General features: G+C 69.9%; 24 protein-coding genes and 1 pseudogene. 14 read left to right on the top strand and 11 right to left on the bottom strand.

Annotation, left to right across the window (positions count from 1 at the left end; genetic code table 11):
* Positions 1–29 precede the first annotated feature (29 nt).
* Positions 30–1,118, bottom strand: a complete 1,089-nt coding sequence (gene ychF / locus OG254_RS31515) for a redox-regulated ATPase YchF (RefSeq protein ID WP_405588392.1) — start codon at positions 1,116–1,118, stop codon at positions 30–32.
* Between the two features lie 586 nt (positions 1,119–1,704).
* On the opposite strand from ychF, the gene OG254_RS31510 reads away from it, so the two are divergent.
* Positions 1,705–2,103 (top strand): DUF6542 domain-containing protein, encoded by a 399-nt coding sequence (locus OG254_RS31510; protein ID WP_405588389.1) that lies wholly within the window; start codon positions 1,705–1,707, stop codon positions 2,101–2,103.
* Between the two features lie 7 nt (positions 2,104–2,110).
* On the opposite strand, the gene ppgK is transcribed toward OG254_RS31510, so the two are convergent.
* Both ppgK and OG254_RS31500 read right to left on the bottom strand, forming a co-directional pair.
* Positions 2,111–2,860 (bottom strand): polyphosphate--glucose phosphotransferase, encoded by a 750-nt coding sequence (gene ppgK, locus OG254_RS31505; RefSeq protein WP_405588386.1) that lies wholly within the window; start codon positions 2,858–2,860, stop codon positions 2,111–2,113.
* Between the two features lie 29 nt (positions 2,861–2,889).
* A complete protein-coding gene (locus OG254_RS31500) occupies positions 2,890–3,915 on the bottom strand; it encodes a 4-hydroxy-3-methylbut-2-enyl diphosphate reductase (protein WP_147993485.1) in 1,026 nt (341 codons plus the stop codon).
* A 185-nt stretch (positions 3,916–4,100) separates the two neighbouring features.
* Here OG254_RS31500 and xseA point away from each other — a divergent pair, with 185 nt between their 5' ends.
* The 3 genes from xseA (at position 4,101) to OG254_RS31485 (ending at position 6,321) form a co-directional block, all read left to right on the top strand.
* Positions 4,101–5,333 carry an exodeoxyribonuclease VII large subunit gene (xseA, locus tag OG254_RS31495; protein WP_405588382.1) on the top strand — a complete coding sequence of 411 codons (1,233 nt, stop codon included), beginning with the start codon at positions 4,101–4,103 and terminating at the stop codon, positions 5,331–5,333.
* 9 nt (positions 5,334–5,342) lie between these two features.
* On the top strand, positions 5,343–5,585 hold the full coding sequence (locus OG254_RS31490) for an exodeoxyribonuclease VII small subunit (protein ID WP_351189212.1): 243 nt from the start codon (positions 5,343–5,345) through the stop codon (positions 5,583–5,585).
* 145 nt (positions 5,586–5,730) lie between these two features.
* The gene (locus OG254_RS31485) at positions 5,731–6,321 is read left to right on the top strand and encodes a malonic semialdehyde reductase (RefSeq protein WP_405588378.1); all 591 of its coding nucleotides are present in this window, start codon (positions 5,731–5,733) and stop codon (positions 6,319–6,321) included.
* 97 nt (positions 6,322–6,418) lie between these two features.
* Here OG254_RS31485 and OG254_RS31480 read toward each other — a convergent pair whose 3' ends face one another.
* Positions 6,419–6,940: a DUF4245 domain-containing protein gene (locus OG254_RS31480; protein WP_405588375.1), complete on the bottom strand. Its 522-nt coding sequence runs from the start codon at positions 6,938–6,940 to the stop codon at positions 6,419–6,421.
* A 127-nt stretch (positions 6,941–7,067) separates the two neighbouring features.
* Between OG254_RS31480 and glpX the strand changes: the two genes are divergently transcribed.
* On the top strand, positions 7,068–8,105 hold the full coding sequence (glpX, locus tag OG254_RS31475) for a class II fructose-bisphosphatase (RefSeq protein ID WP_405588372.1): 1,038 nt from the start codon (positions 7,068–7,070) through the stop codon (positions 8,103–8,105).
* Positions 8,106–8,190: 85 nt separating this feature from the next.
* Here the strand turns inward: glpX and OG254_RS31470 are convergent, their stop codons facing one another.
* Together OG254_RS31470 and OG254_RS31465 are read right to left on the bottom strand one after the other, a co-directional pair.
* Positions 8,191–8,568 carry a WhiB family transcriptional regulator gene (locus tag OG254_RS31470; RefSeq protein WP_147993479.1) on the bottom strand — a complete coding sequence of 126 codons (378 nt, stop codon included), beginning with the start codon at positions 8,566–8,568 and terminating at the stop codon, positions 8,191–8,193.
* Positions 8,569–8,741: 173 nt separating this feature from the next.
* Complete coding sequence (locus tag OG254_RS31465) at positions 8,742–9,422, bottom strand: DUF1707 domain-containing protein (protein ID WP_351189200.1); 681 nt, start codon at positions 9,420–9,422, stop codon at positions 8,742–8,744.
* 170 nt (positions 9,423–9,592) lie between these two features.
* On the opposite strand from OG254_RS31465, the gene OG254_RS31460 reads away from it, so the two are divergent.
* Positions 9,593–11,260: a fumarate hydratase gene (locus OG254_RS31460; RefSeq protein ID WP_405588367.1), complete on the top strand. Its 1,668-nt coding sequence runs from the start codon at positions 9,593–9,595 to the stop codon at positions 11,258–11,260.
* 157 nt (positions 11,261–11,417) lie between these two features.
* On the opposite strand, the gene OG254_RS31455 is transcribed toward OG254_RS31460, so the two are convergent.
* Positions 11,418–11,828 carry a sigma factor-like helix-turn-helix DNA-binding protein gene (locus OG254_RS31455; RefSeq protein ID WP_405588365.1) on the bottom strand — a complete coding sequence of 137 codons (411 nt, stop codon included), beginning with the start codon at positions 11,826–11,828 and terminating at the stop codon, positions 11,418–11,420.
* Between the two features lie 85 nt (positions 11,829–11,913).
* Positions 11,914–12,057 (bottom strand): annotated as a pseudogene (locus OG254_RS31450) (SigE family RNA polymerase sigma factor); the annotation flags it as partial.
* Between the two features lie 170 nt (positions 12,058–12,227).
* Between OG254_RS31450 and OG254_RS31445 the strand changes: the two are divergent.
* The 3 genes from OG254_RS31445 (at position 12,228) to OG254_RS31435 (ending at position 16,788) form a co-directional block, all read left to right on the top strand.
* A complete protein-coding gene (locus OG254_RS31445) occupies positions 12,228–13,613 on the top strand; it encodes a class II fumarate hydratase (protein WP_405588362.1) in 1,386 nt (461 codons plus the stop codon).
* A gap of 72 nt (positions 13,614–13,685) precedes the next feature.
* Positions 13,686–14,381: a DUF402 domain-containing protein gene (locus OG254_RS31440; RefSeq protein WP_405588359.1), complete on the top strand. Its 696-nt coding sequence runs from the start codon at positions 13,686–13,688 to the stop codon at positions 14,379–14,381.
* A 277-nt stretch (positions 14,382–14,658) separates the two neighbouring features.
* On the top strand, positions 14,659–16,788 hold the full coding sequence (locus tag OG254_RS31435; RefSeq protein ID WP_405588356.1) for a SpoIIE family protein phosphatase: 2,130 nt from the start codon (positions 14,659–14,661) through the stop codon (positions 16,786–16,788).
* Positions 16,789–16,872: 84 nt separating this feature from the next.
* Here OG254_RS31435 and OG254_RS31430 read toward each other — a convergent pair whose 3' ends face one another.
* Complete coding sequence (locus OG254_RS31430) at positions 16,873–19,275, bottom strand: transglycosylase domain-containing protein (RefSeq protein ID WP_405588353.1); 2,403 nt, start codon at positions 19,273–19,275, stop codon at positions 16,873–16,875.
* A gap of 268 nt (positions 19,276–19,543) precedes the next feature.
* On the opposite strand from OG254_RS31430, the gene OG254_RS31425 reads away from it, so the two are divergent.
* The 5 genes from OG254_RS31425 (at position 19,544) to OG254_RS31405 (ending at position 24,379) form a co-directional block, all read left to right on the top strand.
* On the top strand, positions 19,544–20,488 hold the full coding sequence (locus OG254_RS31425; protein ID WP_405588350.1) for an SPFH domain-containing protein: 945 nt from the start codon (positions 19,544–19,546) through the stop codon (positions 20,486–20,488).
* Positions 20,485–20,733: a hypothetical protein gene (locus tag OG254_RS31420; RefSeq protein WP_405588346.1), complete on the top strand. Its 249-nt coding sequence runs from the start codon at positions 20,485–20,487 to the stop codon at positions 20,731–20,733. Before OG254_RS31425 ends, OG254_RS31420 begins: the two co-directional genes overlap by 4 nt.
* A 105-nt stretch (positions 20,734–20,838) precedes the next feature.
* Positions 20,839–21,363: a PadR family transcriptional regulator gene (locus OG254_RS31415; protein ID WP_147993470.1), complete on the top strand. Its 525-nt coding sequence runs from the start codon at positions 20,839–20,841 to the stop codon at positions 21,361–21,363.
* Positions 21,360–22,049 (top strand): ABC transporter ATP-binding protein, encoded by a 690-nt coding sequence (locus tag OG254_RS31410; RefSeq protein WP_405588342.1) that lies wholly within the window; start codon positions 21,360–21,362, stop codon positions 22,047–22,049. Before OG254_RS31415 ends, OG254_RS31410 begins: the two co-directional genes overlap by 4 nt.
* Positions 22,046–24,379, top strand: coding sequence for an ABC transporter permease (locus OG254_RS31405; RefSeq protein ID WP_405588339.1), 2,334 nt, complete (start codon positions 22,046–22,048; stop codon positions 24,377–24,379). Before OG254_RS31410 ends, OG254_RS31405 begins: the two co-directional genes overlap by 4 nt.
* Before the next feature lie 68 nt (positions 24,380–24,447).
* On the opposite strand, the gene OG254_RS31400 is transcribed toward OG254_RS31405, so the two are convergent.
* Both OG254_RS31400 and OG254_RS31395 read right to left on the bottom strand, forming a co-directional pair.
* The gene (locus OG254_RS31400) at positions 24,448–24,879 is read right to left on the bottom strand and encodes a hypothetical protein (RefSeq protein WP_405588336.1); all 432 of its coding nucleotides are present in this window, start codon (positions 24,877–24,879) and stop codon (positions 24,448–24,450) included.
* Between the two features lie 4 nt (positions 24,880–24,883).
* On the bottom strand, positions 24,884–25,276 hold the full coding sequence (locus OG254_RS31395) for a roadblock/LC7 domain-containing protein (protein ID WP_405588333.1): 393 nt from the start codon (positions 25,274–25,276) through the stop codon (positions 24,884–24,886).
* Positions 25,277–25,367 lie beyond the last annotated feature (91 nt).

The following is a 25,367-nucleotide window of genomic DNA, read 5'->3' as shown; positions in this document are numbered from 1 at the left end:
GATGAGTCGAGCCCCTGGTTTGTCGACCGCTAGACGTTGAAGCGGAACTCCACCACATCCCCGTCCTGCATCACATACTCCTTGCCCTCCATCCGCGCCTTCCCCTTCGCGCGGGCCTCGGCCACCGAGCCGGTCTCCACCAGGTCGGAGAAGGAGATGACCTCCGCCTTGATGAAGCCCTTCTGGAAGTCGGTGTGGATGACGCCGGCCGCCTCGGGGGCGGTGGCGCCCTTCTTGATGGTCCAGGCGCGGGATTCCTTGGGGCCGGCCGTGAGGTAGGTCTGCAGGCCGAGGGTGTTGAAGCCGACGCGGGCGAGGGTGGTGAGGCCGGGCTCCTCGGCGCCGACCGACTCCAGCAGCTCCATCGCGTCCGCCTCGTCGAGCTCGGCGAGGTCCGCCTCCAGCTTGGCGTTCAGGAAGATCGCCTCGGCGGGGGCGACCAGGGCGCGCTGCTCGTTCTTGAAGTCCTCGTCGGTCAGTTCGTCCTCGTCGACGTTGAAGACGTAGAGGAAGGGCTTGGTGGTGAGGAGGTGCAGGTCGTGGAGGAGTTCCTCGTTGCCCGAGTCCTGGACGATGCCCTGCGAGAAGAGGGTGTCGCCCCTCTCCAGGATCTCCTTCGCCGCCTCGACCGCCGCGACCTTCGGCGCGACGTCCTTCTTGATCCGCGACTCCTTCTGGAGCCGGGGCAGGACCTTCTCGATGGTCTGGAGGTCGGCGAGGATCAGCTCGGTGTTGATCGTCTCGATGTCGTCCTTGGGCGAGACCTTGCCGTCGACGTGCACGACGTTCTCGTCCTTGAAGGCGCGGATGACCTGGCAGATCGCGTCGGACTCACGGATGTTCGCGAGGAACTTGTTGCCCAGGCCCTCCCCCTCGGAGGCGCCCTTCACGATGCCCGCGATGTCGACGAAGTCGACGGTCGCCGGGAGGATCTTCTGCGAGGAGAAGATCTCGGCCAGTTTCGTCAGGCGCGCGTCGGGGACGCCGACCACGCCGACGTTGGGCTCGATCGTGGCGAACGGGTAGTTGGCCGCGAGCACGTCGTTCTTGGTCAGGGCGTTGAACAGGGTCGACTTGCCGACATTCGGCAGACCGACGATTCCGATCGTGAGCGACACGTTGCGACTTCCCGTACGTGAGAGGACTTCTGGGGCTGGGCTGGGGCCCGGTCCTTCTTCGATCTTCGATGCAGATGCACGGGCCGATCCACCAGTCTACGGCGTACCGGGCCCCGCCCCGGCGCCCCGTCGAACACCTGGCCAACGTCCGTCCCCGGGCGTGTCTGAGGGCCGATTCGCCACATAAACCGACCTAGGTTGGTCCAGTGAGGCAAGACAAGGCGTGACCTGCCGGGTACGAGGCGGGGGCCGGTCTGCGCGAGGTGTGGGCCGGTCGACGCCGGGCTAGGGCGGATTTCCGCCGGACGGGGACAGTGTGGAGCGGGGCGAGAGGCGTACGGGGCGCGGCGAGGGCGGTTTCCTGGGTGAGGGGAACAGTGCGGGCGCCAGGAGCAACGAGAGCGGCGGGAGTGGTGCGCGGCGGTCCTCCGGCTGGCCCGCCCGCGCCGCACAGGCCCGGGCATCGCGAGGTATGGCCCCCGGTGGGCCCGCCCGCTCCACGCGTCCCGGCCCGCAGCGCCGGCCGCGCTCGGAGCAGGCGGCAGCGGCGGTACGGCGACCGCTGCCGGCCCCCGCGCCACAGCCCGTGAGCCGGTTTCCCAACCCCCGGCTCACCGGACTGGGCAGCGGCCTGTTCTGCGGGGCCGTGATGCTGCTGCTCGGCTACCTCGATTCGCTGCTGTTCGACTCGCTCGCGCTGTACAGCGTGCTGTTCCTGCCGGTGTGCGCGCTGACCGCCCTCTGGGTGCGCGAGGGCGATCTGCTGACCGCGCCGGTGGTCGTGCCGATCGCGTTCGCCGTGGGGCTGCTTCCGGTGGCCGCGGACGGCGGGGGAATCAGCGGTCACCTGATGGGGCTGGTGACCGGCCTCGCCACGGAGGCCGGGTGGCTCTACGGGGGGACGCTGATCGCCGGTCTCCTGGTGATCGTCAGGAGAGTGCGCCTGGTGGCCCGGAGGGCGGCGGCCCGCCGCCGGCAGGGGTGAGCGGTGGCTAGCCGTCTCTCTCCGCCGCGTGCATCGCGGCACCGACGATCCCCGCGTTGTTCTGGAGCTCGGCCGGGACGATCTCGGCCTTGATGCCCTCGATGTAGTGCAGGAACTTCTGGGACTTCCGGCTCACCCCGCCGCCGATGATGAACAGCTCCGGGGAGAACAGCATCTCGACATGGGTGAGGTACTTGCGGACCCGGTGCGCCCAGTGCTCCCAGCTCAGCTCCTCGTCGTCCTTGGCCTTGCTGGAGGCGCGCTTCTCGGCGTCGTGGCCGTGCAGCTCCAGGTGGCCCAGCTCGGTGTTGGGGACCAGGCGGCCGTCGATGAACAGGGCGCTGCCGATGCCCGTGCCGAAGGTGAGGAGGATCACGGTGCCGCGGCGGCCTCGGCCCGCGCCGAAGTGCATCTCGGCGACGCCGGCCGCGTCCGCGTCGTTGACCACCGTCACCGGGTGGCCGCCGAGGCGGTCGCTGAAGAGCGTGCGCGCGTCCGTGTCGATCCAGCCCTTGTCGACGTTCGCCGCCGTGCGGATCGTGGAGCTGTCGGTCACGACGCCGGGGAAGGTGAGCCCGACCGGGCCCGTCCAGCCGTAGTGCTCGACGACCTGCTTCACGCCGTCGGCGACTGAGTCAGGTGTGGCCGGGTGCGGAGTGAGCACCTTGAAGCGCTCCTCCGCCAGCTCGCCCCTGTCCAGATCGACCGGAGCGCCCTTGATCCCGGATCCACCGATGTCCAAGCCGAAGATCTGCATGGCCCTACGTTACGACGGACGACTGACAGTCACTCCCCGGAGTCACCGGAGTCAGCGGCCCCCGTGCGCCCGGCGATCAGCGACGCCGCCTCCTCGCGCAGGTCACGGCGCAGTTCCTTCGGCAGCGAGAAGGTGATCGACTCCTCGGCCGCCTTGACGAGCTCGACGTCGCCGTAGCCGCGCTGGGTGAGCCACTCCAGGACCTCCTCGACGAGGACCTCCGGGACGGAGGCGCCGGAGGTGACGCCGACCGTGGTCACGCCCTCCAGCCAGGCCTCGTCGATCTCGCTGGCGAAGTCCACGAGGTAGGCCTCGCGCGAGCCGGCCAGCTTGGCGACCTCGACCAGCCGCTTGGAGTTGGAGGAGTTGCGTGAGCCGACCACGATGACCAGCTCTGCCTCGGCGCCCATCTGCTTCACCGCGAGCTGGCGGTTCTGCGTGGCGTAGCAGATGTCGTCGCTGGGCGGGGAGATGAGCTGCGGGAACTTGTCCTTCAGGGCGTCGACGGTCTCCATGGTCTCGTCGACGGAGAGGGTGGTCTGGGAGAGCCAGACGACCTTCGACTCGTCGCGGACCTCGACCTTGGCGACGTCGCCCGGGCCGTCGACGAGCTGGATGTGGTCGGGGGCCTCACCGGACGTACCGATGACCTCTTCGTGGCCCTCGTGCCCGATCAGGAGGATGTCGTAGTCCTCGTTCGCGAACCGGACGGCTTCCTTGTGGACCTTGGTGACCAGCGGGCAGGTGGCGTCGATGGTGGCGAGTCGGCCGCGCTCGGCCTCTTCGTGGACGACGGGGGCGACGCCGTGCGCGGAGAACATCACGATGTTCCCCGGCGGCACCTCCTCCGTCCGCTCGACGAAGATGGCGCCCTTCTTCTCCAGGGTCTGCACGACGTACTTGTTGTGGACGATCTCGTGCCGGACGTACACCGGAGCGCCGTACTGCTCCAGGGCTTTCTCGACGGCGATCACGGCGCGGTCCACACCCGCGCAGTAGCCACGGGGGGCGGCGAGCAGGACACGGCGGCCAGGCGAAGCAGTCATGCGTCCCATCGTAAGGGTGCGTTCGGGGCATCGAAGATCGCGCAGGTGACGGGTTGGTGCCAAGACTGAACGCGGGCTGTGAGGGGTGGGCAACGGCACTGCTGGTGAGGCACCCACGCAGGCGTGGGTCGAAGCCCGTGCCGAGCCCCGCTCGGCTGGGCCGTGTTGTCGGTCGTGGCCGTTACGCTCGCGGCATGGCTGTGAACACGACCCCGGAGTCCCCCCTGCACGTCGGCGAGGTGTCGCGGCTCATCGGGGGGTGGATCGATCGGCTCGGGGCGGTGTGGGTCGAGGGGCAGATCACCCAGTTGTCGCGCCGGCCCGGTGCCGGCGTGGTGTTTCTGACGCTGCGGGATCCCTCGTACGACATCTCCGTCAGCGTGACGGCCTACCGGCAGGTCTTCGACGCCGTCGCCGATGTCGTGAGCGAGGGCGCCCGGGTCGTCGTGCTCGCCAAGCCCGAGTGGTACGCCCCGCGCGGCCAGCTCTCCCTGCGGGCCACCGAGATAAAGCCCGTCGGCGTCGGCGAGTTGCTCGCCCGGCTGGAGATGCTGAAGAAGTCCCTCGCCGCCGAGGGGCTGTTCGCGCCGGAGCGGAAGAAGGCGCTGCCCTTTCTGCCTCAGCTCATCGGGCTCGTCTGCGGCCGTGCCTCCGCCGCCGAGCGGGACGTCCTGGAGAACGCGCGGCACCGCTGGCCCGCCGTCCGCTTCGAGGTGCGCAATGTCGCCGTACAGGGCGTGCACGCCGTGCCGCAGGTCGTGCAGGCCGTCAAGGAGCTCGACGACATCGACGACGTGGACGTGATCATCGTCGCCCGAGGGGGCGGCAGCGTCGAGGATCTGCTGCCCTTCTCCGACGAGCAGCTCGTGCGTGCCGTCGCCTCGTGTCGTACACCGGTCGTGTCCGCCATCGGGCACGAGCCCGACAACCCGCTCCTCGACCACGTCGCCGACCTGCGCGCCTCCACCCCGACCGACGCCGCCAAGAAGGTCGTACCGGACGTGGGCGAGGAGTACGAGCGCGTGCGGATGCTGCGCGACCGGGCCCGGCGCTCTGTCCAGGGGCTCGTCGAGCGCGAGGAGCGCGGGCTGGCGCACGCCCTGGCGCGGCCCTCGATTCAGGATCCGCACCGGATGATCGACGAGCGCGCCGATCACGTGGCCTCCCTCCTCGACCGTGGCCGCCGCTGCCTCGGTCACCTCCTCGACCGTGCCGAGTCCGAGCTGACGCACACGCACGCGCGCGTGGTGGCCCTCTCCCCCGCCGCGACCCTGAAGCGGGGGTACGCGGTACTGCAGCGGGCCGACGGGCATGTGGTCCGCGACCCGGGCGAGGTGAGCGCCGACGAGGCGCTGCGGGCGCGGGTCGCCGAGGGTGAGTTCTCCGTACGAGTCGACGCTGAAGTCGACGCACGAGCCGATGCATAGGGTGGGCGAATGACCAGCAAGGTGGATGAAGCGCTCGGCTACGAGCAGGCCCGGGACGAGCTGATCGAGGTCGTCCGGCGGCTGGAGGCGGGCGGTACGACGCTGGAGGAGTCCCTGGCGCTCTGGGAGCGGGGCGAGGAGCTGGCCAAGGTGTGCCGGCGCTGGCTGGACGGGGCGCGGGCGCGCCTGGACGCGGCCCTCGCCGAGGAGGCCGAGGCCGAGTCCGCCGAGGACGGCGGGGACGCGTCGTAGGGAATCAAGCCTGGTGAGGCTGTGAAGCGGATCACCACACCCCGCTTTTCGTTGAACCTTGAACTTCTCTCGCGTAACGTCGCAGACGACAACCGGTCCCCGGTCCGTTTACGACGCACCACGCACTTCTCGAGAAGGTTCACGCATGTCTCTCGTTCTTGACCCCACCGCCCAGGACCTGCTCTTCCGCGAGGCCCGCACCGCGAACACGTTCACCGACGAGCCGGTGACCGAGGAGCAGATCCAGGCGATCTACGACCTGGTCAAGTACGGCCCCACCGCCTTCAACCAGACCCCGCTGCGCATCACCCTGGTCCGCTCCGCCGAGGCCCGTGAGCGCCTGGTGCAGCACATGTCCGAGGGCAACCAGGCCAAGACCGCCGCCGCCCCGCTGGTCGCGATCCTCTCCGCGGACAACGAGTTCCACGAGGAGCTGCCGACCCTGTTCCCGGCGTTCCCGCAGGCGAAGGACGTCTTCTTCAGCGAGCGCCCGGCCCGCGAGAACGCCGCCGGGATGAACTCCGCCCTGCAGGCCGCGTACTTCATCGTCGGCGTCCGCGCCGCCGGGCTGGCCGCCGGCCCGATGACCGGCTTCGACTTCGAGGGCGTCCGCAAGGAGTTCCTGGACGACGACCACACCCCGCTGATGGTCGTCAACATCGGCAAGCCGGGCACCGACGCCTGGTACCCGCGCTCCCCGCGCCTTGCGTACGACGAGGTCGTCACCACGGTCTGAGCCCGTCGGGCCGACCCCACGACCGCACATGACGAAGGCCCCCGGCGCCGCAGCCGGGGGCCTTCGTCGTGCTCGGGTGCTCACCGCGCCCGCACGGTCACTTCGCCTTCAGGGCCTTCGCCATCTGCGTCAGCTGCTCGAACGACCCCGTGCCGGCCACCACGGTCGTCGCGCCCTTCTCCTGGTGCACCAGCGCGTCGTAGCGACCGCCGGTGTACCGCGTCCACGTCCGGTCGCCGATCTCCTCGGTGACCTTGGTCGCCCGCCCGCCCTGGGTGGCCTTCTCCAGGAACGTCGCCGGCTTCTCGGCCGACTGCTCGACCTGCACGTAGTCCCCGCCCGCGGTGTGGAAGCCGAGATGCCAGGCGTCGAAGTCGGCGCCCTTGAAGCGTACGGACGTCGGCTTCCAGGTGTCGGACAGGCCCTGGGGCGCGACCACCGGGTAGGACGCCGCGCGACGGGCTGTGAGCAGCTCGACGCGGTAGTCGATCCGCGGAAGGTCGGGAGCCTTGTCGTCATGGGGGACGAAGACATAGATCACCGCCGCCGCGAGCACGGTCACTCCGAGCGAGAGGACCATGTTGCGGACCGTTTTCTGCTTACCGTTCGAACCTGCCACGCGCCCTATCGTCGCAGGTGCCCCGCCCGCTCATCCGTGGGGCCCCCTGCTCATTGTGTGCACCCGAGGATAGAGTCAGGGACGTCACCCTCATCCGGCCGTCGTCGTATCAGAAAGGTGCGTGTCGATGACCGAGAATCATCATCATCTGCCGTCCGAGCTCGAAGTGCCCAGCGAAGCCCCTGACCGCAACCTCGCCCTGGAGCTGGTCCGTGTGACCGAGGCCGCGGCGATGGCCGCGGGCCGCTGGGTGGGCCGCGGCGACAAGAACGGCGCCGACGGTGCCGCGGTGCGCGCCATGCGGACCCTCGTCCACACCGTGTCGATGAACGGCGTCGTCGTCATCGGTGAGGGCGAGAAGGACGAGGCGCCCATGCTCTTCAACGGGGAGCGGGTCGGCGACGGAACCGGGGCCGAGGTCGACATCGCCGTCGACCCGATCGACGGGACCACGCTGACCGCGAAGGGCATGCCCAACGCGATCTCCGTGCTCGCCGCGGCGGACCGGGGGTCCATGTTCGACCCGTCCGCCGTCTTCTACATGGACAAGCTGGTCACCGGCCCCGAGGCCGCCGACTTCGTCGACATCGACGCGCCCGTGTCCGTGAACATCCGCCGGGTCGCGAAGGCCAAGCGGTCCACGCCCGAGGACGTCACCGTCGTCATCCTCGACCGGCCCCGGCACGAGGGCATCATCAAGGAGATCCGGGACGCCGGCGCGCGCATCAAGCTGATCTCCGACGGCGATGTCGCCGGGTCGATCTACGCGCTGCGCGAGGGCACCGGCGTCGACATGCTGCTCGGCATCGGCGGTACGCCCGAGGGGATCATCTCGGCCTGTGCCGTGAAGTGCCTCGGCGGCACCATCCAGGGCAAGCTGTGGCCGAAGGACGCCGAGGAGCGGCAGCGGGCGATCGACGCCGGGCACGATCTGGACCGGGTGCTGATGACCGACGACCTGGTCTCCGGGGACAACGTGTTCTTCGTCGCGACCGGGATCACCGACGGCGAGTTGCTGCGGGGTGTGCGGTACCGGTCGCAGAACGCGACGACCGACTCGATCGTGATGCGGTCGAAGTCGGGGACGGTGCGGCGGATCGACTCCGAGCACCGGCTGAGCAAGCTGCGGGCCTACAGCGCGATCGACTTCGACAGGGCGAAGTGAACCCGGGGCGTTCCCACGCCCCTTGCTGAATTGCGCAGCCAACAGGGCGCCCCCGGTGCGGAGGGGGCGCCCTGTTTCTTGCTTGTCAGCCCGCCTGCGCTATCCGGTTCGTCGCCCTCGCCGCCTTCTTCAGCTCCATGTCGCGGCGGCGGCGCCGGGCCAGCACCACGCGGCGCTCCGCCGCGGTGAGGCCGCCCCAGACGCCGTACGGCTCGGGCTGGAGGAGCGCGTGTTCGCGGCACTCGACCATGACGGGACAGCGGGCGCAGACCCGCTTGGCCGCCTCCTCACGGGAGAGGCGGGCCGCTGTGGGTTCTTTGGAGGGGGCGAAGAACAGGCCGGCCTCGTCGCGGCGGCACACGGCCTCTGTGTGCCATGGGGCGTCTTGGTCCCTGTCTCGCACTGGCACCCGCTGGGCCGGAACGGCAGCTACCTGCAGGGACGAATGCGGCGGTTGCAGCACGGTCTACTCCTGACGACGGCTTCGCGAGCGAGAGACGATGCAGCAAGGTCTACCCGCTGTGCGCGCGCCTATGCAGTGAGTTCCGAACCGCTGGATTTCGAGGGGTCCTGCGCACCACTGTGCGGCCCTCCAACGGCCCGGAAGCCGGAGTCGGGGGGTCCGATTCGCAACCGTCAACGATCCAGGTGCTTACGCAAACCCTTGTCGACCTTGCGCTGGACGCGGTCGAGAATGTCCGCGACGAGCTTGCCCCGTTTCGGCCTGCCCTCGATGTTGCCCAGCACGGCCCAGCCGTCGACATGGACGACCGGCGCCTCGGGGTCCTCCGCGTCGAGGTGGTCCACCTCGAAGTTGCCGAGCACTCCGCCGCCGGTGCCGCGCAGCGAGACGTTCTCCGGGACGCGGACCTCGACATTGCCGAAGACCGATATCGCCCGGATCACGACCTGCTGGTACTCGAACAGCGCCTCGCTGAGGTCTATCTCCACGCTGCCGAAGATCGCGTACGCGTGGATGCGGCGGCCCGCGCGCCAGCGGCCCTTGCGGACGGCGCTGCTGAAGACCGCCACCACGTTGTCGTCGGGCTCGGCCGGGATCGCGCCCGGGGCGGGGCGGCCGGGGGCGGGGACATGGGGGGCGCGGCGGTGTGCGGCCGGCAGGTCCCGGATGAACACCTCCAGTTCACCGACCGTCTTGGCCGCCAGGGCACCCTCGACCCGCTCGGCGTGCTCATCGGCGGTGACGCGCCCTTCGGCCAGGGCGTCGCGCAGGATGTCGGCGATCCGGTCCCGGTCGGCGTCGGAGGCCCGGAGTTCGGTGGCGGCAGCGGGTGCGGTCTGCTTCTGAAGGTCCACGAACGCAGCGTACCCAAACACGATAGATCGCGATAGCCCCCGTCCGGATCATTTGCCGGCCGCCGAACTGAGCCTTACCTCACAAGCTCGGCGTCAGTGGCAGGTTCTACGCTGGTGGACGCTGCCAATGGAGGTCAGCCGCGCTGTCTGTCGAGTGAGGAATGGGCGCCATGCCTGAGTTCGCGTACACCGATCTGCTCCCCATGGGAGAGGACACCATCCCGTACCGGCTGGTGACCTCCGAGGGTGTCTCCACCGTCGAGGCCGACGGGCGGACGTTCCTCAAGGTGGAGCCGGAGGCGCTGCGCAAGCTGGCCGAGGAGGCCATCCATGACATCCAGCACTATCTGCGCCCAGCCCACCTGGCACAGCTGCGGCGGATCATCGACGACCCCGAGGCGTCGAGCAACGACAAGTTCGTGGCGCTGGACCTGCTGAAGAACGCGAACATCGCGGCGGCCGGCGTGCTCCCGATGTGCCAGGACACCGGTACGGCGATCGTCATGGGCAAGCGCGGGCAGAACGTGCTCACCGAGGGCGGCGACGAGGCGGCCCTCAGCAAGGGCATCTACGACGCCTACCTGAACCTCAACCTGCGGTACTCGCAGATGGCTCCGCTCACCATGTGGGAGGAGAAGAACACCGGCTCCAACCTCCCCGCGCAGATCGAGCTGTACGCCACGGACGGCGGCGCCTACAAGTTCCTGTTCATGGCGAAGGGCGGCGGCTCCGCCAACAAGTCGTTCCTCTACCAGGAGACGAAGGCCGTCCTGAACGAGGCCTCCATGATGAAGTTCCTGGAGGAGAAGATCCGTTCGCTGGGTACGGCCGCCTGCCCGCCGTACCACCTGGCGATCGTCGTGGGCGGTACGTCCGCCGAGTACGCGCTGAAGACCGCCAAGTACGCCTCCGCGCACTACCTGGACGAGATTCCGGCCGAGGGCTCGCCGCTCGGGCACGGGTTCCGGGACAAGGAGCTGGAGGAGAAGGTCTTCGAGCTGACGCAGAAGATCGGGATCGGCGCGCAGTTCGGCGGCAAGTACTTCTGCCATGACGTGCGGGTGGTGCGGCTGCCTCGGCACGGTGCCTCGTGCCCCGTCGCCATCGCCGTGTCCTGCTCGGCCGACCGGCAGGCCGTCGCGAAGATCACCGCCGAGGGCGTCTTCCTGGAGCAGTTGGAGACCGACCCGGCGCGGTTCCTTCCCGAGACGACGGACGAGCACCTCGAGGCCGACGGTGACGTCGTCAGGATCGACCTGAACCAGCCGATGGACGACATCCTGGCCGAGCTGACCAAGTACCCCGTGAAGACCCGGCTTTCGCTGAGCGGGCCGTTGGTCGTGGCGCGTGACATCGCGCACGCCAAGATCAAGGAGCGGCTGGACGCGGGTGAGGAGATGCCGCAGTACCTGAAGGATCACCCGGTGTACTACGCCGGTCCGGCGAAGACGCCGGAGGGTTACGCGTCGGGTTCCTTCGGTCCGACCACCGCCGGTCGTATGGACTCCTACGTCGAACAGTTCCAGGCCGCCGGTGGCTCCAAGGTCATGCTCGCCAAGGGCAATCGCAGCAAGCAGGTCACGGACGCGTGCGACGCGCACGGCGGGTTCTACCTGGGCTCCATCGGTGGGCCGGCGGCCCGGCTCGCCCAGGACTGCATCAAGAAGGTCGAGGTCGTCGAGTACGAGGAGCTCGGCATGGAAGCCGTCTGGAAGATCGAGGTCGAGGACTTCCCGGCGTTCATCGTGGTCGACGACAAGGGCAACGACTTCTTCCAGGATCCGGCGCCGGCGCCGACGTTCACGTCGATTCCGGTGCGGGGGCCTGGGCTGGCGTAATACCTGCGGTGCGGCGGGTAGGGGTCGCCCCCGCCGCCCCTACCCGTCCCTCCCCCAAGCTCTCGGCTTCGCTCGAGCAGGGGGACCCCCATCCAGGGGGCTCCGCCCCCTGGACCCCCGTCGGCCTGAACGGCCTCGTCCTCAAACGTCGGACGGGTCAGGTTGACCGTGTCGCCGGGGCTGACGGTTTCGGGGTGTGTGGGTCCACCGCGATCACCGAGCCCGGCAGGTACGCCTTGGCGTCCTCCAGGTGCCGGCCCTCGATCGGGAGGGTCTGCCCGTCGGAGAAGGCGTAGAGCAAGGTGGCGGCGTCGCTCTTGGTGACCGTGCTGCTGAGGTTCGACGCCGGATTCGAGCCACCGGCGACCGAGGTGGCCACCGTGCTCGGCGAGATGTCCAGGTCGGCCGCGATCTCGGCGTCGGACAGGTCGTGGAAATAGCGCAGCACCACGACCGTCCGCATCCGCATGGGCAGTTGCTGCAGCGCACGCACCAACTGGTCCCTGCTGTCGACCTGTCCGTACTCGTCGCCGGGAGCGGCCCGGTCGGGGCCGTCCGCCTGCGGCACCGTACGGCGGAAGCGGCGCCGGCGGTCGTTTGGCCAGGTTCACCATGATCCGCCGTACGTAGGCGTCCGGGGCGTCCTTGGCCGAGATCGTGCGCCACTTGCGGCAGGCCCGCTCCAGGGTCTCCTGGACCAGGTCCTCGGCCGCGTCTCGGTTGCCCGTCAGGACGAGGACGCCCCGGAACAGCGCGGCCGACCGAGCGGCGACGAAACCGTGGAAGTCCGTCTCCACACTCCTCCTCCCTTCCTGTCACCCGTCCTCGACGCGGTCGCCGCCCGATCTGCCGCACGCGCCGGGTGAGACCCCGGTCACAGCGGCCGATCGGCATACGGGCCACAGACACCGCCACACGGGCGGCCCAAGCGCGGAACATCCCCGCCGCCCCGATCGCTGATACAGGCATGAGCGAATACCGCATCGAGCACGACTCCATGGGCGAGGTACGCGTCCCGGCCGAAGCCAAGTGGCGGGCGCAGACCCAGCGGGCCGTCGAGAACTTCCCCATCTCCGGCCAGCGCATCGAGCGGGCCCACATCGAGGCCCTCGCCCGGATCAAGGGCGCCGCCGCCAAGGTGAACGCGGGGCTCGGGGTGCTCGACAAGGACATCGCCGAGGCCATCGAGGACGCGGCCGCCGAAGTCGCCGGGGGGCAGTGGGACGAGCACTTCCCGGTCGACGTCTTCCAGACCGGGTCCGGGACCTCGTCCAACATGAACACCAACGAGGTCATCGCCACCCTCGCGACCGAGCGGCTCGGGCGGGACGTCCACCCCAATGATCACGTGAACGCCTCGCAGTCCTCCAACGACGTCTTTCCCTCCTCGATCCACATCGCCGCCACCGCCGCCGTCACCCGTGATCTGATCCCGGCGCTGGAGCACCTCGCCTCGTCCCTGGAGCGCAAGGCCGAGGAGTTCGCCGACGTCGTGAAGTCGGGGCGGACCCATCTCATGGACGCGACGCCCGTGACGCTGGGGCAGGAGTTCGGCGGGTACGCCGCCCAGGTGCGGTACGGGGTCGAGCGGCTCCAGGCCTCCCTCCCCCGCCTCGCCGAACTCCCCCTCGGCGGCACGGCGGTGGGCACCGGCATCAACACGCCCCCCGGCTTCTCCGCCGCCGTCATCGAGGAGGTGGCCCGCGCCACGGGGCTGGCGCTCACCGAGGCACGCGACCACTTCGAGGCGCAGGGCGCGCGGGACGGCATCGTCGAGACCAGCGGACAGCTGCGGACCATCGCGGTCGGGCTGACGAAGATCGCGAACGACCTGCGGTGGATGGCGAGCGGGCCGCGGACCGGGCTCGCCGAGATCAGCCTCCCGGACCTCCAGCCCGGGTCGTCGATCATGCCCGGCAAGGTCAACCCGGTCATCCCGGAGGCCGTGCTCATGGTCGCCGCGCAGGTGGTCGGCAACGACGCCACGGTGGCCACCGCCGGCGCCGCCGGCAACTTCGAGTTGAACGTGATGCTTCCGGTGATCGCGAAGAACGTCCTGGAGTCGATCCGGCTCCTCGCGAACGCCTCCCGACTCCTCGCCGACCGCACCGTCGACGGCGTCGTCGCCCACCGCGAACGGGCCCGGGAGTACGCCGAGTCGTCACCCTCCGTGGTCACGCCGCTCAACAAGTACATCGGGTACGAGGAGGCCGCCAAGGTCGCCAAGAAGGCGCTGGCGGAGCGCCGGACGATTCACCAAGTCGTCCTGGAGGGCGGGTACGTAGAGCGTGGCGACCTCACGCTCCAGCAGCTGGACGAGGCCCTCGACGTCCTGCGGATGACACGGCCGTAACCGATGATCACGGCCGCGTGAACCGTGACGGGCGCCGCAGCGTCGTATGCCTGTGGCACCTAATATCTGTTCATGGCAGACGGTGGAGCGATGACGACGGAAGTGGAAGCGGGCGGATCGACGGAGTTCTGGACGCCCGGGACACAGATCCTGTGGCGGTACCGGGAGAACGCCGGCCGTCGCTTCCACATCGCGCGTCCCGTCACCGTCGTACGCGACGACCAGGAGGTCCTCGCCGTCTGGCTCGCTCCGGGCACGGAGTGTGTGAAACCGGTGCTCGCCGACGGGACGTCGGTGCACCAGGAGCCCCTGGAGACCCGGTACACCAAGCCGCGTTCCGTGCAGCGCGACCGGTGGTTCGGGACGGGTGTGCTGAAGCTCGCGCGGCCCGGTGAGCCGTGGTCGGTGTGGTTGTTCTGGGATCCCGGATGGCGGTTCAAGAACTGGTACGTGAATCTTGAGGAGCCGCTGGCCCGTTGGGCGGGCGGAGTGGACTCCGAGGACCACTTCCTCGACATCTCCGTGCACCCGGACCGCAGTTGGCACTGGCGGGACGAGGACGAGTTCGCGCAGGCCCAGCGGGACGGGCTGGTGGACGAGGAGCTGGCCGCGCGGGTGCGCCGGGCGGGCCACGACGCGGTGGAGGTGATCCGCGTCTGGGGGCCGCCGTTCGCCGACGGCTGGCAGAACTGGCGCCCGGATCCCTCCTGGGCTGTACCTTCTTTGCCTGAGGACTGGGATCGCACGCCCGCGCACATGTCCTCATGAGACCCTTGATGCGCCCCCGGGCAACAAACGTAGGATCGTCCTCCGCAAGGGCGCACAAGGGCAACTACCGGAGTGCGCGCCGGGCTTGACCGATCGTCACCGAGGGGCGGCAGGACGTGAGCGAGGGTTACCAGGGCGACGCCTGGACGGGCAGACGCTCCACCGGCAGCACAGGAACTGCCTCTGGCCACGCGGGGATTCCGTTCCTGGGGCATGTATTCCGGGTATCGGAGTCTCGGCGGGACGAACTGTGCGCGCGGCGCGCAGCCCCGGACGGATGGATTCGAAAGGCGTGACGGAGCAGCCGACCTCCTTCGAACGCCCCGAGACGGGCGTCGACCCCGCGGAGTCCCGCGGGGCGCTCGTGCGTACCTCGACACCGTCGACGACGCACTCCACGCCGCCCCACACCCCCGGCGGCGGCACCGCCTTACCCGCGCAGGCGCGCACCGGAGACACCCCCTCCACGCCGGGCACCACCGCACCGTCCGGCCCGAGCAAGGAGCCCCCAGTCATCGCCGGCAACGGCCCCGAGCACTCTCAGCCCTCCGTCGCCGCCGAGCCCGACACCCACCGGCCGCGGCCCGTTCCGGAGGCCATCCCGCCGCAGCCCGGCACCGAGCAGTCGCAGACGTCCGCCGAGCGGCGCACCGGTCAGGGCGGCGTGCAGCCGGGCCGGCCCACGCCCATGCGGCGCGACGGTGACCGGCTGCGCTTCGTGGGCGCCGCCACCCGGCGCATCGCCCGCGGCATCGACCTGGACGAGATCGTGATGGGGCTGTGCCGGGCGACCGTGCCGACCTTCTCCGACGCGATCCTCGTCTACCTGCGCGACCCCCTGCCGGTCGGCGACGAGCGGCCCACCGGCCCCGTGGTGCTGCGGCTGCGCCGCACCGACCGCATCCCCGAGGACCGGGACAGCGAGAACGGCTTCCTCCCCGCACAGCAGCAGCCGGAGCCGACCGAGCTCTCCGAACTGTCCGCCCTCACCGCCGAGCTGTGCGAGGTGCGGCCCGGCGGCGCGCTCGCCGAGGTGCTGCGCGGGGTACGCCCCGTGTTCGCCGACGCTCCCGCCGCCCGCGCCGCCTTGCCGGAACTCCTCGGCGACGACGGCGAGTTGATCATCCCCGACGGCCAGCGCGCGATCCTCGCCCCGCTGCGCGGGCGCCGCCGTGTCATCGGCGCCGCGGTCTTCCTGCGCCGCCCGGACCGCCTCGCCTTCGAGCCCGACGACCTCCTCGTCGCCGCCCAGCTGGCCACGCACAGCGCGCTCGGCATCGACAAGGCCGTGCTGTACGGCCGTGAGGCGTACATCGCGGACGAGCTCCAGCGCACCATGCTGCCCGAGACGCTCCCCCGCCCGACCGGCGTACGGCTGGCGTCCCGCTACCTCCCGGCGGCCGAGACCGCCCGGGTCGGCGGCGACTGGTACGACGCGATCCCGCTGCCCGGCAGCCGGGTCGCCCTCGTGGTCGGCGACGTCATGGGCCACTCCATGACGTCGGCGGCGATCATGGGCCAGCTGCGCACGACGGCCCAGACCCTCGCCGGCCTCGACCTGCCCCCGCAGGAGGTCCTGCACCACCTCGACGAACAGGCCCAGCGCCTGGGCACCGACCGCATGGCGACCTGCCTCTACGCGGTCTACGACCCGGTATCGCACCGCATCACCATCGCCAACGCCGGCCATCCCCCGCCCGTCCTGCTGCACCTGGGCGGCCGGGCCGAGGTACTGCGCGTGCCCGCGGGCGCGCCGATCGGCGTCGGCGGCGTGGACTTCGAGGCCGTGGAGCTGGACGCGCCGGCCGGGGCGACCCTGCTTCTCTACACCGACGGCCTGGTCGAGTCCCGCCTGCGCGACGTATGGACCGGCATAGAACAGCTGCGCGAGAAGCTCGCCGCGACCGCCCAGCTGACCGGGCCGGACCATCCGCCGCCGCTGGAAGCCCTGTGCGACGAGGTGCTGGACATGCTCGGGCCGGGCGACCGGGACGACGACATCGCGCTGCTCGCGGCCCGCTTCGACGGGATCGCGCCGAGCGACGTGGCGTACTGGTTCCTGGAGCCGGAGGACGCCGCACCGGGCCGTGCCCGGCGGCTGGCCCGGCGTGCCCTGGCGCGCTGGGGACTCGAGGAACTCACCGACTCCGTCGAGCTGTTGGTCAGCGAGGTCGTGACGAACGCCGTGCGGTACGCCACGCGGCCGGTGACGCTGCGGCTGCTCAGGACCGATGTGCTGCGCTGCGAGGTCGGTGACGATGTGCCGCAGTTGCCGCGGCTGCGGCAGGCCCGCGCCACGGACGAGGGTGGGCGGGGGCTGTACCTCGTCAACCGGCTCGCTCGACGGTGGGGAGCCACGCGGCTGAGCACCGGCAAGGTCGTCTGGTTCGAGTTGAACCGCAGCTGAGCGCCGTAGGGGAACTGCGGATCGCCGGATGCGGGTGCATCGTGGCTGGTCGCGCAGTTCCCCGCGCCCCTGAAGAGCGCTGTCCTACCGGTTGTTTCCCGGTCTGACCGGGTCCAGGGTGATGTCGTCCGTCGGCGTGGAGGTCGGGTCGTCCGTCGGCTCCTCGGTCGTCGGGGTCTCCGTCGGCTCCTCGGTCGTCGGCTCCTCCGTCGGCTCCTCCGTCGTCGGGGTCTCCGACGGCTCCTCCGTCGTCGGCTCCTCCGTCGGCTCCTCGGTCGTCGGCTCCTGACTCGGCGTCGGCGTCCACGTCGGCTGGACCGCCGCGCCCTGGTCGGTGTCGAGGTCGAACCTGGCGTCCGGGTCCGTCACCCCGAACATGTACGCCGACCAGATCTGCGCCGGGAAGCCACCGCCGTTGACGCGGTCGAAGCCGCCGGCGCCGTACATCTTCGTCTGGGCGTGGGTCTTGGCGTCCTCGCCGAACAGGCCCACCGAGGTGACCAGGTCGGGCGTGTAGCCGGTGAACCAGGCCGACTTGTTGTCGTCGGAGGTACCCGTCTTGCCGGCGACCTTCTGGCCGTTGCGCTTGGGGTTGTTCGCCACGGACTGCTGGGCCGTACCGTCGTCGACCACGCCGGTCAGGACCGAGGTCACGGTATCCGCGGCCTCGGGGCTGATGACCTGCTCGCCGATCGGGTCGGGAATGGCGACCGTGGTGCTGTTGTGCTCGGCCTTCTTGAGGATGCCGGGCGTGACCTGCTTGCCGTGGTTGTCGAGGGTTGCGTACACCCCGGCCATCTGCAGCGGGCTCGCGCCCATGGTGCCCAGGGTCTGCGCGGGCACGGCCTGTTCCTTGGCGGTGTCCATGCCGAGCTGGCCGGCCACGTCCATGACGTTCTTCATGCCGACGTCCACGCCCAGCTGCGCGAAGACGGAGTTGACAGACTTGTTCATCGCCGTCTGGACGGTGATGTCGCCGTAGTCCCGGTCGTCCTCGTTCTCGGGCGCGAAGCCGACCTTGTTGCCGTCGGCGTCCAGGACCGGGCGCTTGCTGGTGCCGTCGTAGACGGTGCTCGCGGTGATCGGCTTGCCGGACCGGGTCTCGGCGCTCTCCTCCAGAGCGGCGGCCAGGATCACCGGCTTGAACGTGGAGGCGGGCTGGTAGTCGGTGCGGGTCGCGTTGCTCGTGTAGTGCTTGAAGTAGTCCACGCCGCCGTACAAGGCGACGATCTTCCCCGTCTTGGGATCGACGGAGACCGCGCCGGCCTGGACGTTCGCGTCGACCTTGCGCTTCTTGTTGTCCAGCTTGCTGGTCAGTTGGGCCTTGACGGCCTTCTCCAGCTCGGACTGCTTCTTCTTGTCGATGTTCAGGGTGATGGTCCAGCCCTGGTCCTCGACCGCGGCCTCGGCCTGGGAGCGGGTCAAACCCTTCTCCTCCATCAGCTGGTCCTCCAGCTGACGGTTGGCGAGCTCGATCAGATAGCCCTTCTGGCCCTCACGACCGGCGGTGGGCTTGGGCTCCTTCGGCTGCGGGAGCTCCGTCATGCCCTGGCGCTCCGCCTTGCTCAGCCAGCCCTCCTCGACCATGTTGTCCAGGACGTAGTTCCAGCGGGCCGTGACCAGCTTCCTGCCGGTTTCGGACGCCGCCTGCCAGTCGTACTGGCTCGGCGCCTGGAGCAGCGCGGCGAGGTACGCGCCCTGCTCGACGGTGAGCCTCTCGGCGTCGACGCGGTAGTAGGCCTGGGCGGCGGCCTGGATGCCGTAGGCGCCGCGGCCGTAGTAGCTGGTGTTGATGTAGCCGGCGAGGATGTCGTCCTTGGACATCTGGCGGTCGACCTTCAGGGAGATGACGATCTCCTTGAGCTTGCGGCTGACCGTCTGCTCCTGGCTGAGGTAGTAGTTCTTGACGTACTGCTGGGTGATGGTCGAACCACCCTGCGCGCCCTTGCCCATCAGCGTGTTGAGCACACCGCGGGTGGTGCCCTTCAGGTCGATGCCGTTGTCGTTGTAGAACGTCTTGTTCTCAGCCGCGACGAAGGTGCGCTGGACCTTCTTCGGCACCTTGGACAGGTCCACGATCTCGCGGTTGACCTCGCCGTCGCGGGCCAGGGTCGTCTTGCCGTCGCTGTACTTGTAGACGTTGCTCTGGCGCTGCGCGGCCTGGGCGGCGGCGTTGTCCGTGGGCACGTCCACCGCGAGGTAGAGCGCGATGAAGGCACCGATGGCGAGCAGGCAGAACCCGAGGAACGTGCCGAGGATCTTCTTCCACGTGAACAGCCGGCGTATTCGGCCCTTGCCGTCAGCGCCCTTGCCGCCGCCCTTGGCCGCACGCCGGGCGGCCGCGCGGCCTCCGGCCGCGGCCGACGGTGCGCCGATGACGGTGGTCGACGGGCTGCCCTCGGTGTTCGACGGCGTCCCGGACGAACGCCGGGGCGCAGCGCGGCGGCCACCGCGCTGCCGTGCTCGTCTCTCTTCCGCTCGTCCCATGGGTCCGTTCCGCTCCGCTTCGTTCTTGTGTGCACTGGTGCCACACAGGTTCGCCGCTCAGGTCAGCTCAGAAAGCTAACACCGCACGATGTGACAAAGACCGGCCGATCCGGTCTTTTACGGACGTGACAATCAGCACCTGTCCCACCGGAACCGACGACTGAGGGGTGCATAGGGTTGCCCGGGCGAGGTAAAGTGATATCACTTAGCTAGACCGAAGCTAGTGGATACCCACTGCGGCTTCCGAAGGAAACGGGGGACACCACCCATGTCGAACAACAAGAGCGACGCCACATCCGCCATCACCGACGTGCCCGACATACCCGCGCCACGCGTACGGGAGTTCACGGCGCGCAGCATCAGCGGCGGGCTCGCCCTGCTGCTCGGCCTGGTCGGGCTGCTGCTCGGCGTGGGGGCTCTCGTCGCCGCCGGAACCGTGTCCGGCGGCAGCGGGGTGGCGGCGCTGGTCATCTTCGGCATCGTCGTCTTCATCGCCTCGGTCCTGGCCATGTGCGGACTGAACATGGTCGCGCCGGGCGAGGCGCGGGTCGTCCAGCTCTTCGGGCGGTACCGGGGGACGATCCGGCAGGACGGGCTGCGCTGGGTGAACCCCCTCACGTCCCGTACGCGGATCTCGACCCGCGTGCGCAACCACGAGACGGCCGTAATGAAGGTCAACGACGCCTACGGCAATCCGATCGAGCTCGCCGCGGTCGTGGTGTGGAGGGTCGAGGACACCGCGCAGGCCGAGTTCGAGGTGGACAACTACCTCGCGTTCGTGGCCACCCAGACGGAAGCGGCCGTGCGGCACATCGCCATCGAGTACCCCTACGACGCCCACGACGAGGGCGGCCTCTCGCTGCGCGGCAACGCCGAGGAGATCACCGAGAAGCTCGCCTTCGAACTGCACGCGCGCGTGGAGGCGGCCGGTGTACAGATCATCGAGTCGCGCTTCACGCACCTCGCGTACGCTCCCGAGATCGCCTCCGCGATGCTCCAGCGACAGCAGGCCGGGGCGGTCGTCGCGGCCCGGCGGCAGATCGTCGACGGAGCGGTGGGCATGGTCGAGGCGGCGCTCGCGCGGATCTCGGAGCGGGACATCGTGGAGCTGGACGACGAGCGGAAGGCGGCGATGGTGTCGAACCTGATGGTGGTGCTGTGCGGTGACCGGGCCCCGCAGCCGGTCCTCAACACCGGGACGCTCTACCAGTGACGGTTCCCTCCGAGGGTTCAGCCCCTCAGCGTCGGCCGCAGCAGCGCAAGCAGGTGCTGCTGCGGCTGGACCCGTCCGTGTACGAGGCGCTGGCGCGGTGGGCGGGGGACGAGCTGCGCTCGGCCAACGCGCAGATCGAGTTCCTGCTGCGGCGCGCTCTCGCGGAGGCGGGGCGTCTGCCGGGTGAGACCAAGCCGATTCCCCGCCGGGGCCGCCCTCCGGCGAAACCACCCGAGCCTCAGTAGCAGAACCGTGACATTCGGCCCCCACCTGCGCCTTCACACCCCCCGCCATGATCTACACACTCCGCGTATACATGGGGCGTATACACCCCGTGTAGTGTCCTGGCCATGTCCATCGGTCACACCCTCCTAGGGCTCCTGGAATCGGGCCCCCGTCACGGCTACGACCTGAAGCGGGCCTTTGACGAGAAGTTCGGTCACGACCGGCCGCTGCACTACGGCCAGGTCTACTCGACGATGTCCCGGCTGCTGAAGAACGGGCTCGTCGAAGTCGACGGGATCGAGCCCGGCGGCGGGCCCGAGCGCAAGCGGTACGCCATCACCGACGCCGGGATCACCGACGTACAGCGGTGGCTGGCGACGCCCGAGAAGCCGGAGCCGTACCTCCAGTCGACCCTGTACACCAAGGTCGTCCTCGCCCTGCTCACCCGGCGCAACGCCGCCGACATCCTCGACACCCAGCGCGCCGAGCACCTGCGCATGATGCGCATCCTCACCGACCGCAAGCGCAAGGGCGATCTGGCCGACCAGCTGATCTGCGACCACGCCCTGTTCCACCTCGAGGCCGACCTGCGCTGGCTGGAACTGACCGCCGCGCGCCTCGACAAGCTCGCCGAGGTGGTGACCAAGTGACTCCTCCTCCCGGTTCCCTGCTCGCGGCCGACGGGCTGTACAAGGCCTACGGCCCGACCGTCGCCCTCGACGGCGCCGAGTTCTCCATCCATCCCGGCGAGGTCGTCGCCGTCATGGGCCCGTCCGGCTCCGGCAAGTCGACACTGCTGCACTGCCTCGCCGGAATCGTGCCGCCCGACTCGGGGTCCATCACCTACAACGGGCGCGAGATGGCCACCATGAACGACGCCCAGCGCAGCGCCCTCAGACGCTCCGAGTTCGGGTTCGTCTTCCAGTTCGGGCAGCTCGTGCCCGAGCTCACCTGCGTGGAGAACGTGGCCCTTCCGTTGCGTCTCAACGGGACCTCCCGCAAGGAGGCCGAGCGCACCGCCCTGACCTGGATGGAGCGGCTGGAGGTCGACGACCTGGGCAAGAAGCGGCCCGGCGAGGTCTCCGGCGGTCAGGGGCAGCGCGTCGCCGTGGCCCGCGCGCTGGTCACGGGCCCGCGCGTGCTGTTCGCCGACGAGCCGACCGGCGCGCTCGACTCCCTCAACGGCGAGCGCGTGATGGAGCTGCTGACGGACGCCGCCCGGTCGACCAACGCCGCCGTCGTCCTCGTCACGCACGAGGCACGGGTCGCCGCATACTCCGACCGCGAGATCGTCGTACGGGACGGCAAGTCCCGGGACATGGAGCGGGTCGTATGAGCACGGGTCAGTGGGTCAGGGATCTGGGCATGGGGGTCCGGTTCGCCTTCGCCGGCGGACGTGAGGGCTGGGTCCGTGCCCTGCTGACTGCCGTCGGGGTCGGACTCGGGGTGGCGCTGCTGCTGCTCACGACCGCCGTGCCGAGCGCGCTCACCGAGCGCGACCGGCGCGGAGCCGCCCGGGACGACTTCACGTACAGCGGCGAGGTGCTGCCCAAGGCGGACAACACGCTGGTCATCGCCAATTCCGAGACCACGTTCCGCGACAAGGACGTACGCGGCCGACTCCTGGAGCCCGAGGGCGCGCGGGCGCCGCTGCCGCCGGGTGTCGAGAAGTTCCCCGCGAAGGGCGAGATGATCGCCTCGCCCGCGCTGAAGAAGCTGCTGGAGTCCGACTCCGGCAAGCTGCTGCGCGAGCGCATCCCCTACCGGATCACCGGCACCATCGAACAGGCCGGGCTCGTCGGGCCCGCCGAACTCGCCTACTACGCGGGCGCCTCGGGGCTCGCGGACAACCTTGCCGGCGGTTACGTCGAGCGCATCGACTACTTCGGGCCCTCCTCGGGGGTTCAGGACGAGGAGATGGATCCGATCCTGATCCTGCTCGTCATGATCGTCTTCGTGGTGCTGCTGCTGCCGGTCGGAGTGTTCATCGCCGCGGCCGTACGCTTCGGCGGCGAGCGCCGGGACCGTCGGCTCGCGGCGCTCCGGCTGGTCGGCGCGGACGGAGGGATGGCGCGCCGGGTCGCCGCCGGCGAGGCGCTCGCCGGGGCGCTGCTCGGGCTCGTCCTCGGCACCGGATTCTTCCTGGCGGGGCGTCAGCTGGCGACCCTGATGCAGGTGCGCAACATCAGCGTGTTCACGAGCGACCTCAACCCGTCGCTCGCGCTCGCCCTGCTGGTCGCCGTCGCCGTACCGGCCGCGGCCGTCCTGGTGACGCTGTTCGCGCTGCGCGGGGTCGTCATCGAGCCGCTCGGTGTGGTCCGTGCCGCGAAGCCGCCGCGCCGCCGGCTGTGGTGGCGGCTGCTGCTGCCGCTGGCCGGTCTCGCGCTGCTGTACCCGATGGTGGGGCAGGGCAACGACAACGGGAACTTCAACGAGTGGATGGTGATCGGCGGCACCGTGCTGCTGCTGGTCGGCATCACCACGCTGCTGCCCTGGCTCGTCGAGGCCGTGGTGGCCCGGCTGAACTCCGGCTCGGTCTCCTGGCAACTGGCGGTCCGCAGGCTCCAGTTGAGCAGTGGCACGGCCGCCCGCATGGTCAATGGCATCGCGGTCGCGGTGGCCGGGGCGATCGCGTTGCAGATGCTGTTCGCCGGGGTCGAGGGCGACTACACCGAGCAGACCGGCAACGACCTGAACCGGGCCCAGATGACGGTCTCCGTGCACGGTGACGTCCCGCTGAGCGAGGTCGCCGGGGAGCTGAGGCAGACCGAGGGCGTGCGCCGGGCGTCGGCCGTTTCGCTGGGCAGCCTCGGAGATCGGGCGAAGGAACCCGAGAACTCGCTGGAAGTGGCCGTCGGCAGTTGCGCCGAGCTGCGTGAGGTGGCTCGTGTGACGTCCTGCCGGGACGGGGACACCTTCCAGATTCTCGGCGGCGCGTACGACGAAGACACGAAGAAGCTGGCCAAGCCGGGCGACACCCTGTACTTCGATCCGGCCTACAGCGGGATGACGAGCCACACGGCACCCTGGAAGGTGCCCACCGGCATCAGGACGGCACAGCAGCGCGAGGATCCGACCGGCTACGCGCGCGGCGGCCTGCTGTTCACCCCGGGCGCGCTGCCCGAGGGGGCGGAGTCCGGCCTGTCCCAGGAGGTGTTCCTCTCGCTGGACCCGTCGGTGCCGGACGCCACCGACCACGCGCGCAACAGCGCCGCGCGGCTGGACCCGCTGGCGAACGTGTTCACGATGGCTTCCAGTCGGCAGTCCCTGGAGTTCCGCGCCGTCCGCAACGGGCTGTTCGTCGGCGCCACCTGCGTCCTGCTGCTGATCGGCGCGAGCCTGCTGGTCTCCCAGCTGGAGCAGCTGCGCGAACGCAAGAAGCTGCTGTCGTCCCTGGTCGCCTTCGGCACCCGGCGCCGCACCCTGAGCCTTTCGGTGCTGTGGCAGACGGCGATCCCGATCGCGCTGGGGCTGCTGCTGGCGTCGGTCGTGGGGCTGACGCTGGGCGCCGTCCTGCTGAAGATGGTCGGCACGGCGGTGAGCGTCGACTGGGCGAGCGTGCTGGCGATGACCGGCATCGGCGCCGGCGTCGTCCTCGCGGTGACCCTGCTCAGCCTGCCGCCGCTGCTGCGGCTGATGCGTCCGGACGGGCTGCGCACGGAGTAGCCGGACCGGGTGAGGACCCGGTGCGGTGGTCCGCTCCCGCGGGGGCGGACCACCGCACCGTACGTCCGTCACAGCCCGCCGTGCTCCCGCATCACGCGTCTGGCCTGGGCGAAGAGCATGCCCACGTTGACGGTCTTGCGGCACACGGCGACGGCCACGACGTCCTGCTGATCGTTCATGCGCAGGAACAGGTGCGTCAGGTTTTCGCTGTTGACCAGGATCTCCTGGAAGTAGTGCTGGTCGGTCTCGATGCCGCGGCGCTCCTTGAAGATGTCCTCGATCGTCACGACCGTACGCCCCTGGAACAGGTCGAGCGTCGCCCCCGCCAACAGGTCCAGAACCTCCGCCGGGTGGGACTCCACCGTCTCGTACGACAGCAGCATCCCGGTCGACATATCGACCGCACCGGAGGCGACGCAGTCGGGTGTCTCGCTGCGCAGCGCCTTCACCAGGGACATGACCCGGTCCGAGAAACCGGCGTTCATCCGCTTCGAGGCCATGGGATCACGCCCTTCCGTCTACTGGTGCCGTCGCGGCCAGGAGGGCACCGATACGCCGCAGGGCGGGCTGCGTCTCCTGATGGAGCCGGTCGAGGTCGATGCCCTCGTCGCCGAGGACGACCATGAGGGCGGTGTCGCCGACTGCGTAGAAGGCGGCGCAGCCGTGGCTGCCGTAGGCGACGGTCTTGCGGAGCGTGCCCCGGCCGGTCGCCTCGGCCGCGCGCCGGGCGATGCCCAAGCCGGCGGCGGCGATGGCGGCGAGGCTCTCGGCGTCGATGGTCTCCGCTGTGTCCGCCGCGATGAGCAGGCCGTCGGCGGCTGCCACGGCCGTGTCGGTGATGCCGGTCACTTGCTCGCGCAGGCCGCGGATCTCCAGGGCCAATGCTTCGTGATCCATGTGGTGAACTCCCTGGCGCCGGGCGGTGCGTGTCCGATCCCACGGCCGGCGCCGTCTCTCTTTCTCGCGACGGTTCTTCGTCCGCGACGCC

Source organism: Streptomyces sp. NBC_01092 (genome assembly GCF_045039535.1).
Taxonomy (GTDB): domain Bacteria; phylum Actinomycetota; class Actinomycetes; order Streptomycetales; family Streptomycetaceae; genus Streptomyces.
Note: the sequence above shows the minus strand (reverse complement) of the source record. Positions and strands in the feature narration are given on the sequence as shown.

Coding starts and splice junctions, on each gene's coding strand:
- ppgK (WP_405588386.1), bottom strand. CDS start 2,860: ATGCAGATCTTCGGCTTGGACATCGGTGGATCCGGGATCAAGGGCGCT.
- OG254_RS31500 (WP_147993485.1), bottom strand. CDS start 3,915: ATGGGACGCATGACTGCTTCGCCTGGCCGCCGTGTCCTGCTCGCCGCC.
- xseA (WP_405588382.1), top strand. CDS start 4,101: ATGGCTGTGAACACGACCCCGGAGTCCCCCCTGCACGTCGGCGAGGTG.
- OG254_RS31490 (WP_351189212.1), top strand. CDS start 5,343: ATGACCAGCAAGGTGGATGAAGCGCTCGGCTACGAGCAGGCCCGGGAC.
- OG254_RS31485 (WP_405588378.1), top strand. CDS start 5,731: ATGTCTCTCGTTCTTGACCCCACCGCCCAGGACCTGCTCTTCCGCGAG.
- glpX (WP_405588372.1), top strand. CDS start 7,068: ATGACCGAGAATCATCATCATCTGCCGTCCGAGCTCGAAGTGCCCAGC.
- OG254_RS31460 (WP_405588367.1), top strand. CDS start 9,593: ATGCCTGAGTTCGCGTACACCGATCTGCTCCCCATGGGAGAGGACACC.
- OG254_RS31445 (WP_405588362.1), top strand. CDS start 12,228: ATGAGCGAATACCGCATCGAGCACGACTCCATGGGCGAGGTACGCGTC.
- OG254_RS31440 (WP_405588359.1), top strand. CDS start 13,686: ATGGCAGACGGTGGAGCGATGACGACGGAAGTGGAAGCGGGCGGATCG.
- OG254_RS31435 (WP_405588356.1), top strand. CDS start 14,659: ATGGATTCGAAAGGCGTGACGGAGCAGCCGACCTCCTTCGAACGCCCC.
- OG254_RS31430 (WP_405588353.1), bottom strand. CDS start 19,275: ATGGGACGAGCGGAAGAGAGACGAGCACGGCAGCGCGGTGGCCGCCGC.
- OG254_RS31425 (WP_405588350.1), top strand. CDS start 19,544: ATGTCGAACAACAAGAGCGACGCCACATCCGCCATCACCGACGTGCCC.
- OG254_RS31415 (WP_147993470.1), top strand. CDS start 20,839: ATGTCCATCGGTCACACCCTCCTAGGGCTCCTGGAATCGGGCCCCCGT.
- OG254_RS31405 (WP_405588339.1), top strand. CDS start 22,046: ATGAGCACGGGTCAGTGGGTCAGGGATCTGGGCATGGGGGTCCGGTTC.
- OG254_RS31400 (WP_405588336.1), bottom strand. CDS start 24,879: ATGGCCTCGAAGCGGATGAACGCCGGTTTCTCGGACCGGGTCATGTCC.
- OG254_RS31395 (WP_405588333.1), bottom strand. CDS start 25,276: ATGGATCACGAAGCATTGGCCCTGGAGATCCGCGGCCTGCGCGAGCAA.